This window comes from Caldimonas sp., assembly GCF_046289365.1.
GTDB lineage: Bacteria > Pseudomonadota > Gammaproteobacteria > Burkholderiales > Burkholderiaceae_C > Caldimonas.
In genome coordinates this window covers 1-16478 of sequence record NZ_JBKBVU010000003.1, presented here as the reverse complement: position 1 = coordinate 16478, position 16478 = coordinate 1, and the positions used below count along the sequence as shown (strand labels likewise).

The following is a 16478-nucleotide window of genomic DNA, read 5'->3' as shown; positions in this document are numbered from 1 at the left end:
TGAGATCTCCGATCAGTTGCGAACCGGCTTGCCGGTCTGCAGCATGCCCATGATGCGTTCCTGCGTCTTGGGATGGTCGAGCAAGCTGCAGAAGTGCTGACGCTCCAGGGCCATCAGGTACTCCTCGTTCACCAGCGAGCCGGCCTCGACCTCGCCGCCGCAGACCACGTCGGCGATCAGGCTGGAGATGTGGAAGTCGTGCTGGCTGATGAAACCGCCGTCGCGCATGTTGGCCAACTGGGCCATGATCGTGGCCTTGGCCGAGCGGCCGGCCACCGGGAAGACGGCCTTGTGCGGCGGACGGTAGCCGGCATCGAACATCGCCTTGGCCTGCGACAGGGCCACGTAGAGCAGCTCGTCCTTGTTGGGCACGATCACGTCGCTGTCGAGCAGGTAGCCCAGCTTGCGCGATTCGATCGCGCTGGTGCCCACCTTGGCCATCGCGGCGCTGGTGAAGCCGTCGGTCAGGAACCTCAGGATGTCGGCATTGGCATTGCCGGCGGCGGCCATCTCGGCCGCGCGGCGGGCGATGTAGGTCAGGCCGCCCGCGCCGGGGATCAGGCCCACGCCCACTTCCACCAGGCCCACGTAGCTTTCCATTGCGGCCACACGGCAGGCGCTGTGGATGGCGAGTTCGCAACCACCGCCCAGCGCGATGCCACGCAGGGCCGAGACCACCGGCACCTGGGCATAGCGGATGCGCAGCATCGCGTCCTGCAGCTTCTTCTCCTCCGGGGCGATGCCCTTGGAGCCCTTGGCCATGAACACCGGCATCAGCGCCTCGAGGTTGGCGCCGGCCGAGAAGACGTCATCGGGCGACCAGATCACCAGGCCCTTGTAGCCCTGCTCCGCCAGGTCCACGGCCTTGAGCAGGCCTTCGGTCACGGTGGGGCTGATCAGGTGCAGCTTGGCGGTGATGCTGGCGATCAGCACCTCGCCGTCGAGCGTCCACACGCGGACCTCGTCGTTCTTGAACACCTCGGTGCCGGCCTTGAGCGGCTCGACGGCACCCGAACCCAGCACGGCCTCGGGGAAGTGCTGGCGCTGGTAGACGGCCAGGCTGCTGCGCGGGATGTAGGTCTTCTGCGCCGGGCTCCACGAGCCTTCGGGCGTGTGCACGCCCTCGCGGCCGTCGAAGACCCAGTCGGGCAGCGGCGCCGAGCACAGCGCCTTGCCGGCGTCGATGTCGGCCTTCACCCACTCGGCCACCTGCTTCCAGCCGGCGGCCTGCCACAGCTCGAAGGGGCCCTGGCTCATGCCGAAGCCCCAGCGCATCGCGAAGTCCACATCGCGGGCGCAGTCGGCGATGGCTTCCAGATGCACGGCCACGTAGTGGAAGCTGTCGCGCAGGATGGCCCACAGGAACTGGGCCTGCGGGTTGCTGGACTCGCGCAGCAGCTTCAGGCGCTCGGCCGGGGCTTTCTTCAGGATGCGCGCGACGAGCTCGTCGCCCTTGGCGCCGGCGGGCACGTATTCACCCTTGGCCGGGTCCAGGCGCAGGATGTCCTTGCCCACCTTCTTGTAGAAGCCCGCCCCGCTCTTCTGGCCCAGGGCGCCCTGTTCGATCAGCTTGGCCAGCACCGGCGGCGTGGCATAGCTGGCGTAGAAGGGGTCGTCCTTGAGGTTGTCCTGCAGGGTCTTGATGACGTGGGCCATGGTGTCCAGGCCCACCACATCGGCGGTGCGGAAGGTGCCCGAGCTGGCACGGCCCATCTTCTTGCCGGTGAGGTCGTCCACCACGTCGTAGGTCAGGCCGAAGTTCTCGGCTTCCTTGATGGTGGCCAGCATGCCGGCGATGCCCACGCGGTTGGCGATGAAGTTGGGCGTGTCCTTGGCGCGCACCACCCCCTTGCCCACGCTCGTGGTGACGAAGGTTTCGAGCTGGTCGAGGATCTCGGGCTTCGTCGTGGGGGTGGGGATCAGCTCCACCAGGTACATGTAGCGCGGCGGGTTGAAGAAATGGATGCCGCAAAAGCGTGGCTTGATCTCTTCGGGCAGGGCTTCGCTGAGCTTGGTGATCGACAGGCCCGAGGTGTTGGACGCAACGATGGCGTGCGGGGCCACGTAGGGCGCGATCTTCTTGTACAGATCGAGCTTCCAGTCCATGCGTTCGGCGATGGCCTCGATGACGAGATCGCACTCGCGCAGCTTGTCGATGTGCTCCTCGTAGTTGGCCTGCTCGATGCGGGCCGCGTCCTCGGGGATGCCCAGCGGGGCGGGCTTGAGCTTCTTCAGGTTCTCGACGGCCTTGCTGACGATGCCGTTTTTCGGGCCGTCCTTGGCCGGCAGGTCGAACAGCACGACCGGCACCTTCACGTTGACCAGATGGGCGGCGATCTGCGCGCCCATCACGCCGGCGCCGAGCACGGCCACCTTGCGGACTTGGAATCGACTCACGGGGTTCTCCTTGATGTGAAGGCCGAAGGCGCGGAACCACGCGCCTGCGGCACGGGGATCATTCGACGCGTTGCCAGACCTGGGTGCGCCCGAGCAGGGGCGCCCCGATGTAGCCGCGCACTTCGAGCTTCTTGCCGCCGTCCACCGGCTTCAATCGCACCCGGTAGACCTTGCCATTGTTCGGGTCGAGGATGTCTCCGCCCTCCCAGATCGAGGCATCGTCGGCGTTTTGGCGCACATTGCGGATGATGTTCAGGCCCACGATGGCTTGCCCCTTGCGCTCATCGCTGCATTTGTCGCACACCGCATCGGGTTTGGATTGCGGATCGAGCAGTTTTTCGATGCGACCGCTGAGCACGCCGCCTTGCTCGGTGATCCGCACCAACGACTTTTCTTTCTTCGTGGCGTCGTCGATGGTTTTCCACAGCCCCACGGGGCTAGCCTGTACGAATCCGCTGAGCAGCCACGCGGCAGCGGCGATCAGGGCCTTGTTGTTCATCGCTTGTCTCCAGTGCGTATGAGTGCGGGCCAACGCGGCCCGCATGAGGTCAGACCATCAGAACAGCGCCTCGTCCATCTCCATCAACGGCTTGAGACCGGCACGGGCCGTACGGATCAGGCTGGCGGTCTCGGGCAGCAGCTTGGCGAAGTAAAAGCGCGCGGTGGCCAGCTTGGCGGTGTAGAAGGGGTCGCCGCTGTCCTGCTTGGCCAGGGCCACCTTGGCCATGCGGGCCCAGAAGTAGGCGAACACCAGGTGACCGCACACGCGCAGGTAGTCCACCGCCGCGGCACCCACCTCGTCGGCATTGCCCATGGCCTTCATGCCGATTTCCATCGTGAGCTTGGTCACCTTCTCGCCCAGGTCGGCCAGCGGGTTGACGAACTCCTGCATCGCCTCGTTGACGCCCTCTTCTTCGATGAAGTCCTGCACCAGCTTGCCGAACTTCTTGAGCTTGGCACCGTTGTCGGCCAGTACCTTGCGGCCCAGCAGGTCCAGCGCCTGGACCGTGTTGGTGCCCTCGTAGATCATGTTGATGCGGGCATCGCGCACGTACTGCTCCATGCCCCATTCCTTGATGTAGCCGTGTCCGCCGAAGACTTGCAGGCAGTGCGAGGTGGCGATCCAGCCGTTGTCGGTGAAAAAGGCCTTGATGATCGGCGTGAGCAGGGCCACCAGGTCGGCGCATTCCTTGCGTTCGTCTTCGTCATCGGTGGCCAGCTCCTTGTCGAGCTGCAGCGTGGTCCACATCGCCACAGCGCGTGCGCCTTCGGCATAGGCCCGGGCAGTGAGCAGCATCTTGCGCACGTCGGGGTGCACGATGATCGGGTCGGCCGGCTTGTCCGGGGCCTTCGGGCCGGACAGGGCACGCATCTGAAGGCGGTCCTTCGCATAGGCCACGGCGTTCTGATAGGCCACTTCGGTCAAGCCCAGCGACTGCATGCCCACGCCCAGGCGGGCGGCGTTCATCATCACGAACATCGCCGCCAGGCCCTTGTGGGGCTCGCCGACCATCGTGCCCACCGCGCCGTCGAGGATCATCTGGCAGGTGGCGTTGCCGTGGATGCCCATCTTGTGCTCCAGGCCGCCGCAGTAGATGGGGTTGCGCTCGCCGAGCGACCCGTCGGCGTTGACCTTGAACTTGGGCACGACGAACAGCGAGATGCCCTTGGAGCCCGGCGGGGCGTCAGGCAGACGGGCCAGCACGAGGTGGACGATGTTTTCGGCCAGGTCGTGCTCGCCGGCGGAGATGAAGATCTTCTGGCCGGTGAGTTTGTAAGTGCCGTCACCCTGGGGCTCGGCCTTGGTGCGCAGCAGGCCCAGGTCGGTGCCGCAATGGGGTTCGGTCAGGCACATGGTGCCTGTCCACTCGCCACTGACCAGCTTGGGCAGATACAGCTTCTTCTGCTCGGGCGTGCCGTGCGCATGCAGGGCCTCGTAGGCGCCGTGCGACAGGCCCGGGTACATGGTCCAGGCCTGGTTGGCCGAGTTGAGCATCTCGTAGAAGGACTGGTTGACCACATGCGGCAGGCCCTGTCCGCCGTACTCGGGGTCGCAGCTCAGCGCGGGCCAGCCGCCTTCGACGTACTGCCGGTAGGCCTCTTTGAAGCCCTTGGGCGCCTTGACCTCGTGGGTGGTTTTGTCCAGCGTGCAGCCTTCCTCGTCACCGCTGATGTTCAGCGGGAAGATGACTTGCGCAGCAAACTTGCCGCCCTCTTCGAGCACCGCATTGATCGTCTCGGCATCGATGTCGGCATGGGCCGGCAGGGTCTTGAGCTCGTCGACCACGTTCAGCACTTCGTGCATCACGAATTGCATGTCGCGCAGCGGCGGGGTGTACTGGGGCATGAAGGGCTCCTGGGTTCAGACAGACGGTTGGCGGGAGGTCTTGGAAACGGTCTTGCGGGGCGACTTCAAGGGCGTGGCCTTGGGCGCCTTGTCCGTCGCATAGTGGCTCACGATGAAGTCAAAGCCACGACGCGCGCGGTCCAGGGCGCCAGCAGAGCGCAGGAAGCGCGCGTCGTGATGCAGGGCGAGAATCAGGCCGTGGATCTCGAAAAGCATCTGCAGCGGGTCGGTGTCCTCGCGCAGATGCCCTTCCTGCACGGAGATCGCGATGGCGCGACCCAGGGCCTTGTGCCAGGTCAGCACCATGTCGGCCAGGGCATCGCGCACGGGCCCGGGGCGGTCGTCGAACTCCACCGCGCCGCTGATGTAGATGCAGCCCGAGTCGATTTCCACCGAGACGCGGCGCACCCAGCGCTCGAACAGCGCCCGCAAGCGCGGCAGGCCGCGCGGCTCGGCCAGCGAGGGGAAGAACACCTCCTCCTCGAAGCGGTTGTGGTATTCGCGAATCACCGAGATCTGCAGTTCCTCGCGCGAGCCGAAGTGGGCGAAGACGCCCGATTTGCTCATGCGCATGACCTCGGCCAGCGCCCCGATGGACAGGCCTTCGAGGCCCACCTGCGAGGCCAGCGCGAGGGCCGCGTCGAGGATGGCCGCCTTGGTCTGCTGCCCCTTGTGCAGGCTGCGCCCGCCCCCGCGGGGGGGTTTGGTCGTGGTGGAAGGCAGTGCGCTCACGGAGACCCCGAAATAAAACGAACGGTCGTTCTATTTTGCAGAATTCCACCGCACCGGGGCAAGTCGCTGCCGGCATTTCCTAGGGCTTTATCCCTAGAAAGCCACAGCCATGGTCATCGATTGAGGGTTTACCCTGATCTTGACTGGCCGGGCCACGCCGGGCCCGCCGGTCCAGTGTGGACCAAGGCCTGCGCGGACACAAGCCCGTCGCGGCAGGCGTCGGCATCGACGGGCCCTCTTCGGTCTCGACCTCATCCACGCCCGAAGGGTCTTCGTCGCTCTCGCGTGCGGCGCGGCCGAGGGCGGCTTTCCTTCCGCGCGCTTCCTGAAGGACGTCCCGCGGCTCGACGCGCAGGTGCCTGGCGCCACGACGGCGGCGGCACCGTGTGATGGGGCTCGCTCCAGAGGCGGCCGGTGCGCTGACACGGGAACGCCGCGGTGACGGCCAGGCCGGCCAGCAGGCCCGCTTGGCCGGCTGAGGCATGGCGCATGGGGCTTTGCGGCGGGCGCTTGAGCGTCCGGGGCGTCTTGCCATATGCTGGGCGATGTTGCTTCGCGAAACGGCCTTGGCCCCCGTTTCGGAAGCTCTGCGCCCACCCTCTGCAGGGACACAAGGTTTCGCCATGGACGTGCTGCAGCTCGACGTGTCCGGCCGCCCGCAAGCCTGGATCTCCACCCGGGACGCGGCCACGCTCTACGCCACCGATGGCGTTGCCTGGACGCTGGGCGATCCCTTCATCGTGCTGCGCGGGGGGATCCAGCGCGCCAGCGGCCTGCCTTCGCGCATCGAACTGCATCCGATCATCGCGGTGCGCGGCGCCATCCCCAGCCGGGCCTGGCGACAGGTGCCGGCGCTGTCGAACACCAAGCTGTTCGCGCGCGACCGTCACATCTGCGCCTACTGTGGCGGGCAGTTCCCTCCCGACGAGCTGACGCGCGAGCACATCGTGCCCACTTCGCGCGGCGGGCTGGACAGTTGGATGAACTGCATCACGGCCTGCCGGGCCTGCAATGGGCGCAAGGGCAACCGCACGCCCGAGGAAGCGCGCATGAGCCTGCTCTACCTGCCCTACGTGCCCAGCCTGCACGAAGACATGATCCTGCGCGGCCGGCGCATCCTGGCCGACCAGATGGAGTTTTTGCTGGCCAGCGTGCCGCGCAGCAGCCGGCTGCACGGCTGAAGACCGGCGCTCAGTCGTCCTTGTGCACCTGCAGCCCGGCGCTGCGCCACTCCGGGAACCCGCCGCGGAACCAATGCACCTTGGTGTAGCCGGCCTTCACGGCGGCATGGCTGGCCTTGAAGCTCTTCCAGCATTCGGCCCCGTTGCAGGCGAAGATCAGCGAGGCGCTCTTGTCGGCCGGCAACTGGCTCAGGTCGAACTTGTCGAGCGAGGGGTCGTAGTCGGCCTCTTTGGGGCTCTTCTCGACATAGGGCACGAGCTTGGCACCGGGCACGCGGCCGGCGCGGAATTCCGCCTCGGTGCGGGTGTCGATGTACTGTGCGCCGGACTGCATGAGCTGCTGGACGGTCTTCGCATCGACGACCGTGGCCCCGGGCAGAACCCGCGGGGTGAAGTAGCCCAGGGTGGAGACGTATTCGAAGTCGCGCTTGGACAGCGAGGCCAGCTTCACGCCCTGGGTGATGGCGCTGCTGTCGGCGATCGCGGCACGCACGGTGTCGGCGTTGACGCCGCTGCCGTCCTTGACCGCCACGCTCAGCGCGGGCGAGGACTTGCTTTCCATGACGATGCGCACCGGCTCGCCGGCGGCCACCCAGCGGTCGTAGACGCTGCGCTCGACGGCCACGATGTCACAGCGGCGCACCTGCAGGCACGGCAGCAGCGCCTCCTGGTAGCGCGTCTCGAAGACACCGCCGAAATGCTGTTTGATGGTGGTGTTGGCGGCATTGACCTCGCCGCGCACCAGGTAGGTCACGAGGCTGTCCTGCAGGGGCAGGCCCAGGCGCTTGCCGGCGGCGTCCTGCAGCGACTTCACCGGGCTGTCCTTGGGAACGACCAGCACGGCTCGCACCGGGGCATCGAGGCCCACGACGGGGGTGTAGCCGTAGCGCAGCGCGCTGCCGATGACATGGGCCGGCGCGACGAAGATGTCGTGCAGGCGCGAGCGCGTGGTGGCCAGGTCAGCGGTGGCATCGGTGGACAGGGCCACCACCGGCGTGAGCTTGTCCTTGCGCAGGGCCGCCTCGACGGCGGTCTTCCAGGCGCTGTAGACGGCAAAGCGGGATTGCTCGCCCTGATCGCCCGGATTGATCAGCACCTTGGTCTGGGCCGCCAGCGGCCCGGCCGCCAGCGCCGCGGCGGCTCCCAGCGCAGCCGCGGCGGCGCGCGCAGTCATCGAGATGGTCATGTCGCTACCCCCGGAGTGTCTTGCTTCGTCATGGGACGGCGCTCGCAGCCGAGCGCCGCCGGGGCGGAAGATACCCGAGATCTTGCGGTGCGCAGGCGACAAGTCAATGCAGCCAGCCCGGGAAAGGGAGCCGGCCGTTAATTCGTTCTCGCCGATCGTGTCAACTGCCGATCTAGGGGGGCGACATCTGAAACAAGACGTTACACGCAGCGTCCGCCATCGACTTCCAAGCAGGCGCCGGTGATGAACTCGGCCTCGTCGCTGGCCAGATAGAGCGCGGCGTTGGCGATGTCCAGCGGGCGGCTCAGCCGGCCCAGCGGCACGGTGGCGATGAACTGCGCGCGGCGCTCGGGCGTGTCCTCGCCCATGAACTGCGCCAGCAGGGCCGTCTCGCCGGCCACCGGGTTGATGACGTTGACGCGGATGTTGTCCGGGCCGAGTTCGGCCGCCATCGAACGGCTGGTGGTGATGGCCGCGCCCTTGCTGCCGTTGTACCAGGTGAGCCCCGGGCGCGGGCGCACGCCGGCGGTGGACGCGATGGTGATGAAGCAGCCGTTCTTCTGAGCACGAAAGTGCGGCACGGCATGCCGGGCCGTGAGGAACAGGCTCTTCACGTTGACGGCATAGATGCGGTCGAACTCCGCCTCGCTCACTTCCAGCATGGGCCGGTTGCGGTGGGTGGTGCCGGCATTGTTGACGACGATGTGCAAGCCGCCGAAATGGGCGATGCCGCCTTCGATCAGGCGTTTGACATCGCCATCCTTGGACACATCGGCCTGGATGAAATGCGCCTGGCCACCGGCGGCACGGATCTCGGCCGCCACGCGCTGCCCGCCCTCGGCGACGAGATCGTTCACGACGACCTTGCAGCCCTCCTGCGCAAAACGCTTGGCGATGCCTTCGCCGAAGCCGGAACCGGCACCGGTGACGATGGCGATCTTGTCCTTCAGTCTCATCGGGAACTCCTCAGTCGTGCTTGATGGCAATGGTTTTCACGCGGGTGAAGCTGATCAGGCCTTCCAGGCCCTTCTCGCGTCCGTGGCCGCTGGCCTTGACGCCGCCGAAGGGCAGCTCCACCCCGCCGGCCGCACCGTAGTTGTTGATGAAGACCTGGCCGCAGCGCAGGCGCTTGGCCACCCGCAGCGCACGCGAGCCCTCGCGCGTCCACACGCCAGCCACGAGGCCGAAGCGCGTGCCGTTGGCCAGGCGCACGGCGTCGTCCTCGTCCTCGAAGGCCATCGCCGCGAGCACCGGGCCGAAGACCTCTTCCTGGGCCAGGCGATGTTCGTGGGGCACGTCGCGAAACAGCGTGGGGGCGAAGTAGTAGCCACCGTGCGGCGCATCGGTGACGATCTGGCCGTGGGCGGCCACGATCAAGCCGTCGTCGCGGGCCTCGTGCACCATGTGGCGCACGTGGGCCAGTTGCGAGGCACGGATCAGCGGGCCGCAGGCAAGGTCGGCCGAAGCCGGCCCGACGCGCAGGGCCGAGAAGGCGGCCGAGAGCTTGGCCAGCAGGGGCTCATAGGCCCCCCGTTGCACCAGCAACCGGCTGCCAGCCGAGCAGGTCTGTCCGGCGTTTTGCACGATGGCATTGACGATCACCGGCACGGCGGCATCGAGGTCGGCATCGTCGAAAACCACTTGGGGCGACTTGCCGCCCAGCTCCAGCGTCACCGGCACATGGTTCGCCGCGGCGGCCTGGGCCACACGGGTGCCGGTGGGCGGCGAGCCGGTGAAGGAGATGTGGTCCAGCCCCGGGTGCGAGGCCAGCGCCGCGCCGGCCTCACTGCCCAGCCCGGTGACGATGTTGAGGGCCCCGGCCGGCAGGCCCGCTTCGGCCAGCAGCTCGGCCAGGCGCAGCAGCGACAGGCAGGCATCCTCGGCGGGCTTGACCACACAGGCATTGCCGGCCGCCAGCGCCGCCCCCACCGAACGGCCGAAGATCTGCAGCGGGTAGTTCCAGGGGATGATGTGGCCGGTCACCCCATGCGGCTCCCGGTCGGCCAGCACGGTGTAGCCGGCGAGGTAGGGCAGCACCTGACCGCCCACCTTGTCGGCCGCGCCGGCGTAGAACTCGAAGTAGCGCGCCACGGCCGTCACGTCGTTGCGTGCCTGGGTGAGCGGCTTGCCACAGTCGCGCGATTCGAGCTTCACGAGCTCGTCGGCGTGCTGCTGAATCAACGCACAGGTGCGTGCGAGGATGCGCCCGCGCTCGACGCCCGGCATGCGCCCCCAGGCTCCCTCTGCGGCGCCGCGTGCGGCGGCCACGGCCTGGTCGATCTCGGCCTCACCGCCCCGGGCGATCTCGGCAAACACCTGGCCGTCGGAGGGATCGATCACCGGCAGGGTGTCGCCACGGGCGCAGGGCACGCGGCGGTTGGCGATGAAATGCAAATGGCGGGGAATGGTGCTCACGGCGGACTCCTTGTCGGCGCTCACTGCGGGCCGATCGCCGGGCCGGCGATCGGTGCGGCAAACACCAGATCGCGCAGGCCCAGGCTGATGCCTGGAACATAGGTGATGATCATCAGGCAGCCCAGGATCACGAGCACGAAGGGCAGCAGGTGCCGGATGATCTGGTCGAGCGAGATGCGCGCCACGGTGCACGCGGCAAAGAGGTTGACCCCCAAGGGCGGCGTGATCATGCCCATGGCCAGGTTGACCACCATGATGATCCCGAAATGCACCGGGTCAATGCCGAAATGCGCGGCCACCGGCACGAGAATGGGGGCCAGCACGATGATGGCCGCCGAAGTCTCGATGAACATGCCGATCACGAAGAGCGCGGCGTTGACGCCCAGCAGGAACCAGACGGGCGATTGCAGCACTTCGGTGAGCCATTGGCCCAGCGCATCTGGAATGCCGGCGCGGGTGATGAGGTAGGCGAACAGGCCGGCATTGGCGATGATGAACATGATCACCGCACTGGAGAGGACCGACTTGCGCAGCACGGGGATCAGGTCTCGCAGCGTGAGCTCGCGGTGGATCACGAAGCCCACGATCAGGGCATAGAAGACCGCCACCACCGAGGCCTCGGTGGGTGTGAAGACGCCGCCGTAGATGCCACCGAGGATGATGACGGGCATCAGCAGCGCCCAACCGGCTCGGCCGGTGGCCTGAAGCACCGGCTGGCGGCCGTCGCCATCGAGCTTGCCCCAGCCTTTCCAGCGGCAGTAGAGGTAGACGAAGAGCATCAGCGTGCCACCGATCAGCAGGCCCGGGCCGATGCCGGCGATGAAGAGCTCGCCGATCGACACCTCGGCCGAGACGCCGAAGAGGATCATCGGGATGGACGGCGGGATGACCACGCCCAGCTCGGCCGAGGTGGCCTGCAGCGAAGCGGCGTAGCTCTTCGGGTAGCCGTGCTGGATCAGCGCCGGGATCAGGATGGCGCCGATCGCGAAGGTGGTGGCCACCGACGAGCCCGACACCGCGGCAAAGATCATGCAGGTGAGCACACAGGTCATCGGCAGGCCGCCCTGCACGCCCCCGACGAGGGACTTGGCGAAGTCCACCAGACGGCGCGAGATGCCGCCGGTCTCCATCAGGTTGCCGGCCAGGATGAAGAAGGGGATGGCCGCCAGCGGGAACTTGTCGATGGCGGTGAACATCTCCTTGGGCGCGAGGATGAGCTTGTCGGCTTCGAAGATCGCCATGCCGAGCATGGCCGCACCGCCGATGGACACGGCGATCGAGACGCTGAAGGCAAAGCCCAGCAGCATCGTGACGAGCAGGGTGAACGACATCAGCAGGTCCTAGGTGGCCACAGGGGGATGCGCGTCATTGCGCGGTCTCGAGTTCCGGGTGGCGGGGGTCGAGGTGATGGGCCACGACGGCCACCATCGCCAGCAGCGCCCCCACCGGCAGCGCCGCATAGGCCCAGCCCATGGAGAGGTCCATGCTGGCAAAGGTCTGGAAGCGCACGCGCCAGGCCAGATCGAAGCCGTACCACACCAGCACGGACAGGAAGGCCAGGCTGCTGGCGGTGATGAGGCCGCGCACGACACGACGCCAGGCCCCGGTGGACAGGCGCAGCATCAGGTCCACCGACACCAGCGCCCCCTGCCGGAAGGCCGCCACCACGCCGAGCATCACCATCCAGATCAGCAGGCGGCGCATGGCCTCTTCCGTGAAGGTGGACGGCTGCGACAGCACGAAGCGCGACACCACCTGCCACATCCCCAGACAGACGATCACCGCGAGCAAGGCGCAGGCCACGTACAGCGCCACGGACTCCACCGCCCGGTCCACCGACCGCAACACAGCTCTCACGAGACCCATCTCAACCATCCAAAGTGAAGATCGCGATCAACCAGCCTCACCGCCATAGGCAAGGCGCCAGCAACCGCCGTGGATCCGGCTTGGCCGCCCGCCAGCGGCGCCCCCCCTGGGGGGGCTGAGCCCGGGCACGCACAGTCCCTGCGGACTGTGCGTGCCTGGCCAAGGGCCAGACCGTCCTCGGTCTGGCGCGGGCTGCAAGCCGCCCAAGCGCGTCAGGGGTGGGCCTTACCGCACCGCCTGGATCGCCGCGATCTTGTCTGCCCCGAACTCCTTGGCGTACTGCGCATAGGCCGGGGCCACCGCTTTGCGGAAGCTCTCGCCATCGACCTTCTCGACGACCTGCATGCCATCGGCCTTGAGCTGGGCGATGCCGTTGTTTTCGTCGTCGTTGACCTTCTTGCGCTGAGCGGCAGCGCCCTTCTTCGCGGCTTCGACGAAGACTTTCTTGTCGGCCTCGGACAGCTTGTTCCACACCGCCGGCGAGAGGATCAGCACGGCCGGCGAGTAGACATGGCCCGTGAGCGAGAGGTGCTTCTGGACTTGCGAGAACTTGGACGACAGGATCACCGGGATCGGGTTCTCCTGGCCATCGACCGTGCCCTGCTGCAACGCGGTGAACAACTCGGGGAAAGGCATGGGTGTGGGCAGGATGCCGAAGGTCTTGTAGCCGTCCATGTGCACCTTGTTCTCCATGGTGCGCATCTTCAGGCCGGCAGCATCGGATGCTTGCACGATGGGACGCTTGGAGTTGGTCATGTGACGGAAGCCGTTCTCCGTCCAGGCCAGACCGATCAGGCCCTTGGCGGCCATCTTCTTGAGCAGGTCCTGGCCGATGGGGCCGTCCATCACCTTGCGGGCGTGGTCGTAGTCGCGGAAGAGGAAGGGAATGTCCACGATCTTCACCTCGGGCACGAAGTTGCCCAGCGGGCCGGTGGAGGTGTTCACCAGGTCCTGCGTGCCCAGTTGCACCGCCTCGATCTGCTCGCGCTCGCCGCCCAGGGCCGAGTTGGGGAAGTGTTGGCACTTGTAGCGGCCCTGCGTGCCCTTCTCGACCTCGTCGCAGAACACGGTGGATCCCACGCCGTAGTGCGACTGCGGCGAGGTGGCGTAGCCGATCTTGAGCACGGTCTGCGCCTGGGTCGCGGCGGCCAGCCCCAGGCCGGTGGCAAGGAGGGCGAGGATCTGCTTGAGCTTCATGGGTTTGTCTCCTGTGGTGAGTGTGTGAGCGAGGGGGAAGGATGGTTTTTTTGTGGTGTTCAACGGGAATTCAGCACGAGGCCAGCGCCTGGGCATTGCGCACGGCCTGACGATGGTCACGCACGTACTGCCGCACGACACTGTGGAAATCACGATCCGGGAAAAGCCCGAGGCTGCGCGCACGCGGGCTGTCGAAACGCGAGGGCCAGCTGCCGACGATGCGCGCGATGGTGGCGTCCGGCTCGAAGCGCACGAGCCGCAAGGCTTCTTCCCCGCCCACCTCGCGCAGCGCGTCGAGCATCTGCTGCACGGTGACGGTCAGCGCCGGCAGGTTCAATGCGGTGCGCCCCCCGAAAGCTTCGCGCGTGGCCTCAGCCACGGCCAGCAGGCCCGCGATGGTGCTGGCCGGCGAGGCCAGGGCCACCGCCATGTCGGGCGACACCGGGCAGACCGCCTCCTGCCCGGCCAGCGGCTCGCGCACGATGTCCGACAGAAAGGACGACGCGGCCCCATTGGGCCGCCCGGGCCGCACCGACACCGTCATCAGGCGGGCGGTGCGGCCGTCGATGTAGCCCTTGCGGGTGTAGTCGGCCACGAGCTGTTCGCAGATGAACTTGTGAATGCCGTAGCTCGACTGCGGCGTCGGCAGGGTGCGGTCGTCCACCACAGCCGGCAGCGGCACAGCCGGGTCGCTGCCATACACCGCCACCGAGCTGGAGAACACGAACAGCGGCGCCGATGCGCCTCGGCTCGACTGCGCCCGGCAGGCATCCAGCAACGCACGTGTGGTGTCGAGGTTGGAGCGCAGGCCCAGGTCGAAGTCGGCTTCGCATTCGGCCGAGACGGCCGAGGCCAGATGGAACACGGCATCGAACGGGTCGGCCATCAACGCAGGCATCTGGGCGAGCAGATCGCCCACGTGCATCCGCACGCGGGCGTCGTCACGCAGCGCGGCGTCGCGGGTCTCGGCCAGATCGGCCAGCACCAGGCGCTCGATGCGCTGGCCACGCAGGCTGCCGCGCTGCAGCAGCTCGCGCGCCAGACGCGCGCCCAGGAAGCCGGCTCCGCCGGTGATCAGCACCTTCATGATTGGGACTCCTTGTAGGGCGCAAACCAGCCCAGCCCTGCCGAGGTGCCCCCGCGAGGACGGTATTCGCAGCCGATGTAGCCCTCGTAGCCCAGCGCATCGATCTCGTCGAAGAGCCAGCGGTAGTTCACCTCGCCGGTGTCCGGCTCGTGGCGCTGCGGCACGCCGGCGATCTGCAGGTGGCCCACGCCGGCCAGGTGGCGCTTCAGCCGCATCAAGAGGTCACCTTCCATGATCTGGCAGTGGTAGAGGTCCATCTGCACCTTCAGGTTGGGCGCGCCCACTTCGGCCACGATCTCATGGGACTGCTGCTGGTAGTTCAGGAAGTAGCCCGGCATGTCGCGGGTGTTGATGGGTTCGATCAACGCGGTGATGCCGTGGGGCGCGAACTGCTGGGCCGCGTAGCGCAGGTTGGCCACGTAGGTGCGCCGCATCGCGTCGCGGTCGGCACCGGCGGGCGCAATCCCGGCCATCACGTGCAGGCGGCGGCAGCCAGTGGCCTGGGCGTACATCAAAGCCTGCTGCACGCTGGCGGCGAACTCGGCCTCGCGGCCCGGCAGCGCGGCCAGGCCCCGCTCACCGCTGGCCCAGTCGCCAGGCGGCAGGTTGAACAGGGCTTGCGTGAGACCCTGCTCGCGCAGGCATCGGGCAAGGTCCGCCGGTGCGTAGGCGTAGGGGAAGAGGAACTCGACCGCCCTGAAGCCGTCAGCCGCCGCGGCGGCAAAACGGTCCAGGAAGTCGTGCTCCGTGTACATCATCGACAGGTTGGCAGCGAAGCGGGGCATGGTGGGCGTCTCACCAGCGCGCGCCGAAGTGGCGGCGCAAATCATCGATCTGGGCGTCGGTCAGGGGGGCGGGCCGGGGGTGGCACATCAGCCACAGCCGGGCGGTCTCTTCCAGTTCTTCCAGCGTGGCCATCGCCTGCGCCGGGCTCTCGCCCCACACCACAGGGCCCAGTCGGTCGAGCATCACGGCGCGCAACGGCGTGCCCCGCTGCGCGGCGGCTGCAATCACCTGCGCCAGCGCCTCGGCCACGACCGGATCACCAGGGCGGTGGTAGGCAATCAAGGGCACATGACCCACCTTCATCACGTAGTAGGGCGTGAGGGGCGGCACGATGTCGTCCGGGTGCCACACGCCTTGCAGCGTCAGCGCCACGAGGTGGGTGGAATGGGTGTGGACGATGCAGCGCGCCTCGGGTGCCGCGGCATAGATGCGACGATGCAAGGCCAGAGTCTTGCTGGCGCGTTCGCCGCTGCGCTGCTCGCCTTGTGCATCGACCCAGGCCAGTTGCTCGGGGTCGAGGAAGCCCAGGCAGGCATCGGTGGGCGTGATCAGGAAGCCGCCGCCGTCGGCCTGGTCCAGGCGCACACTGATGTTGCCCGCCGTGGCATGCACGTAGCCCCGCTCGAAGAGCGAGCGGCCGATGCGGCAGATCTCCAGGCGTTGGGGGTCTTGCCGGGCCATCACGCCACCTGCGCCAGGGCTTTGTTGAAGAAGTCGGCGCTGCCGAAGTTGCCGGACTTCAACGCCAGCAGCAGCGGCCGTTCCTCGGCCTGCGTCCAGGGCACGCCGGGGTCGATGGGCGCGCCGATGCGCAAGCGCTGCACGCCCAGAGCCTGGACCACGGCCCCGGAGGTTTCGCCGCCAGCCACCACCAGGCGGCGCACGCCGGCCTCGACCAGGCCCTGCGCAATGGTGGCCAGGCACTGTTCCACCAGGGCCCCCGCCCGCTCGGCGCCGAGTTCGGCCTGGAGGGCCTGCACCTCGTCAGGCCCAGCCGTGGCATAGACCAGCACCGGCGCGCCGGGCAACCGCTCGCGCGCCCAGGCCAAGGCCTCGACAGCCACGGGCCGGCCTTGCGCCAGCTCGCGTGCATCGATGCGCAGGGCCGGCCGGCCCGACTCGATCCAGTGCTGCACTTGCGCGTTGGTGGCCAGCGAACACGAGCCCGACAGCACCGCTGCCGCACCGCCCACGGCGCTCAGCGCAGCCGCCTGGGCATCGGGCCGGATCCAGCCTTGCGCTTCATAGACGGCCGGCAGGCCCAGGGCCACGCCCGAGCCGGCG

At 67.7% G+C, this 16478-nt stretch carries 15 protein-coding genes; 1 reads left to right on the top strand and 14 read right to left on the bottom strand.

Annotation, left to right across the window (positions count from 1 at the left end):
• Positions 1-12 precede the first annotated feature (12 nt).
• Genes ACK42S_RS00735 through ACK42S_RS00720 form a run of 4 tightly spaced genes read right to left on the bottom strand, consistent with a single transcriptional unit; the run spans position 13 to position 5476 of the window.
• On the bottom strand, positions 13-2397 hold the full coding sequence (locus ACK42S_RS00735) for a 3-hydroxyacyl-CoA dehydrogenase/enoyl-CoA hydratase family protein (RefSeq protein WP_409702244.1): 2385 nt from the start codon (positions 2395-2397) through the stop codon (positions 13-15).
• Between the two features lie 58 nt (positions 2398-2455).
• Positions 2456-2896 (bottom strand): DUF2147 domain-containing protein, encoded by a 441-nt coding sequence (locus ACK42S_RS00730; RefSeq protein WP_409702242.1) that lies wholly within the window; start codon positions 2894-2896, stop codon positions 2456-2458.
• Between the two features lie 57 nt (positions 2897-2953).
• Entirely contained in the window at positions 2954-4744 is a 1791-nt protein-coding gene (locus ACK42S_RS00725; protein ID WP_409702240.1) for an acyl-CoA dehydrogenase C-terminal domain-containing protein, read from the bottom strand.
• Positions 4745-4759: 15 nt separating this feature from the next.
• Complete coding sequence (locus tag ACK42S_RS00720; protein WP_409702238.1) at positions 4760-5476, bottom strand: TetR/AcrR family transcriptional regulator; 717 nt, start codon at positions 5474-5476, stop codon at positions 4760-4762.
• 623 nt (positions 5477-6099) lie between these two features.
• Between ACK42S_RS00720 and ACK42S_RS00715 the strand changes: the two genes are divergently transcribed.
• A complete protein-coding gene (locus ACK42S_RS00715) occupies positions 6100-6657 on the top strand; it encodes an HNH endonuclease (RefSeq protein ID WP_409702236.1) in 558 nt (185 codons plus the stop codon).
• Positions 6658-6667: 10 nt separating this feature from the next.
• On the opposite strand, the gene ACK42S_RS00710 is transcribed toward ACK42S_RS00715, so the two are convergent.
• The 10 genes from ACK42S_RS00710 to ACK42S_RS00665 all read right to left on the bottom strand — a co-directional run.
• Positions 6668-7843, bottom strand: coding sequence for a rhodanese-like domain-containing protein (locus tag ACK42S_RS00710; protein ID WP_409702234.1), 1176 nt, complete (start codon positions 7841-7843; stop codon positions 6668-6670).
• A gap of 200 nt (positions 7844-8043) precedes the next feature.
• A complete protein-coding gene (locus ACK42S_RS00705) occupies positions 8044-8799 on the bottom strand; it encodes an SDR family oxidoreductase (protein WP_409702232.1) in 756 nt (251 codons plus the stop codon).
• 10 nt (positions 8800-8809) lie between these two features.
• Positions 8810-10258: an aldehyde dehydrogenase family protein gene (locus ACK42S_RS00700; protein ID WP_409702230.1), complete on the bottom strand. Its 1449-nt coding sequence runs from the start codon at positions 10256-10258 to the stop codon at positions 8810-8812.
• A 20-nt stretch (positions 10259-10278) separates the two neighbouring features.
• Positions 10279-11589: a TRAP transporter large permease gene (locus tag ACK42S_RS00695; RefSeq protein WP_409702228.1), complete on the bottom strand. Its 1311-nt coding sequence runs from the start codon at positions 11587-11589 to the stop codon at positions 10279-10281.
• A 34-nt stretch (positions 11590-11623) separates the two neighbouring features.
• Positions 11624-12124 carry a TRAP transporter small permease gene (locus ACK42S_RS00690; RefSeq protein ID WP_409702226.1) on the bottom strand — a complete coding sequence of 167 codons (501 nt, stop codon included), beginning with the start codon at positions 12122-12124 and terminating at the stop codon, positions 11624-11626.
• A 225-nt stretch (positions 12125-12349) separates the two neighbouring features.
• Positions 12350-13321, bottom strand: coding sequence for a TRAP transporter substrate-binding protein (locus ACK42S_RS00685; protein ID WP_409702224.1), 972 nt, complete (start codon positions 13319-13321; stop codon positions 12350-12352).
• A 70-nt stretch (positions 13322-13391) separates the two neighbouring features.
• The gene (denD, locus tag ACK42S_RS00680; RefSeq protein WP_409702222.1) at positions 13392-14408 is read right to left on the bottom strand and encodes a D-erythronate dehydrogenase; all 1017 of its coding nucleotides are present in this window, start codon (positions 14406-14408) and stop codon (positions 13392-13394) included.
• Entirely contained in the window at positions 14405-15193 is a 789-nt protein-coding gene (gene otnI, locus ACK42S_RS00675) for a 2-oxo-tetronate isomerase (RefSeq protein ID WP_409702219.1), read from the bottom strand. Before otnI ends, denD begins: the two co-directional genes overlap by 4 nt.
• A gap of 10 nt (positions 15194-15203) precedes the next feature.
• Positions 15204-15875: an aldolase gene (locus ACK42S_RS00670; protein ID WP_409702217.1), complete on the bottom strand. Its 672-nt coding sequence runs from the start codon at positions 15873-15875 to the stop codon at positions 15204-15206.
• On the bottom strand, positions 15875-16478 hold a 604-nt coding region (locus ACK42S_RS00665), incomplete at its 5' end, for a four-carbon acid sugar kinase family protein (RefSeq protein ID WP_409702215.1). The genes ACK42S_RS00670 and ACK42S_RS00665, both read right to left, overlap by 1 nt.

Coding starts and splice junctions, on each gene's coding strand:
- ACK42S_RS00695 (WP_409702228.1), bottom strand. CDS start 11,589: ATGTCGTTCACCCTGCTCGTCACGATGCTGCTGGGCTTTGCCTTCAGC.
- ACK42S_RS00715 (WP_409702236.1), top strand. CDS start 6,100: ATGGACGTGCTGCAGCTCGACGTGTCCGGCCGCCCGCAAGCCTGGATC.
- ACK42S_RS00730 (WP_409702242.1), bottom strand. CDS start 2,896: ATGAACAACAAGGCCCTGATCGCCGCTGCCGCGTGGCTGCTCAGCGGA.
- ACK42S_RS00685 (WP_409702224.1), bottom strand. CDS start 13,321: ATGAAGCTCAAGCAGATCCTCGCCCTCCTTGCCACCGGCCTGGGGCTG.
- ACK42S_RS00670 (WP_409702217.1), bottom strand. CDS start 15,875: ATGGCCCGGCAAGACCCCCAACGCCTGGAGATCTGCCGCATCGGCCGC.
- ACK42S_RS00710 (WP_409702234.1), bottom strand. CDS start 7,843: ATGACCATCTCGATGACTGCGCGCGCCGCCGCGGCTGCGCTGGGAGCC.
- ACK42S_RS00705 (WP_409702232.1), bottom strand. CDS start 8,799: ATGAGACTGAAGGACAAGATCGCCATCGTCACCGGTGCCGGTTCCGGC.
- ACK42S_RS00690 (WP_409702226.1), bottom strand. CDS start 12,124: ATGGGTCTCGTGAGAGCTGTGTTGCGGTCGGTGGACCGGGCGGTGGAG.
- ACK42S_RS00725 (WP_409702240.1), bottom strand. CDS start 4,744: ATGCCCCAGTACACCCCGCCGCTGCGCGACATGCAATTCGTGATGCAC.
- otnI (WP_409702219.1), bottom strand. CDS start 15,193: ATGCCCCGCTTCGCTGCCAACCTGTCGATGATGTACACGGAGCACGAC.
- denD (WP_409702222.1), bottom strand. CDS start 14,408: ATGAAGGTGCTGATCACCGGCGGAGCCGGCTTCCTGGGCGCGCGTCTG.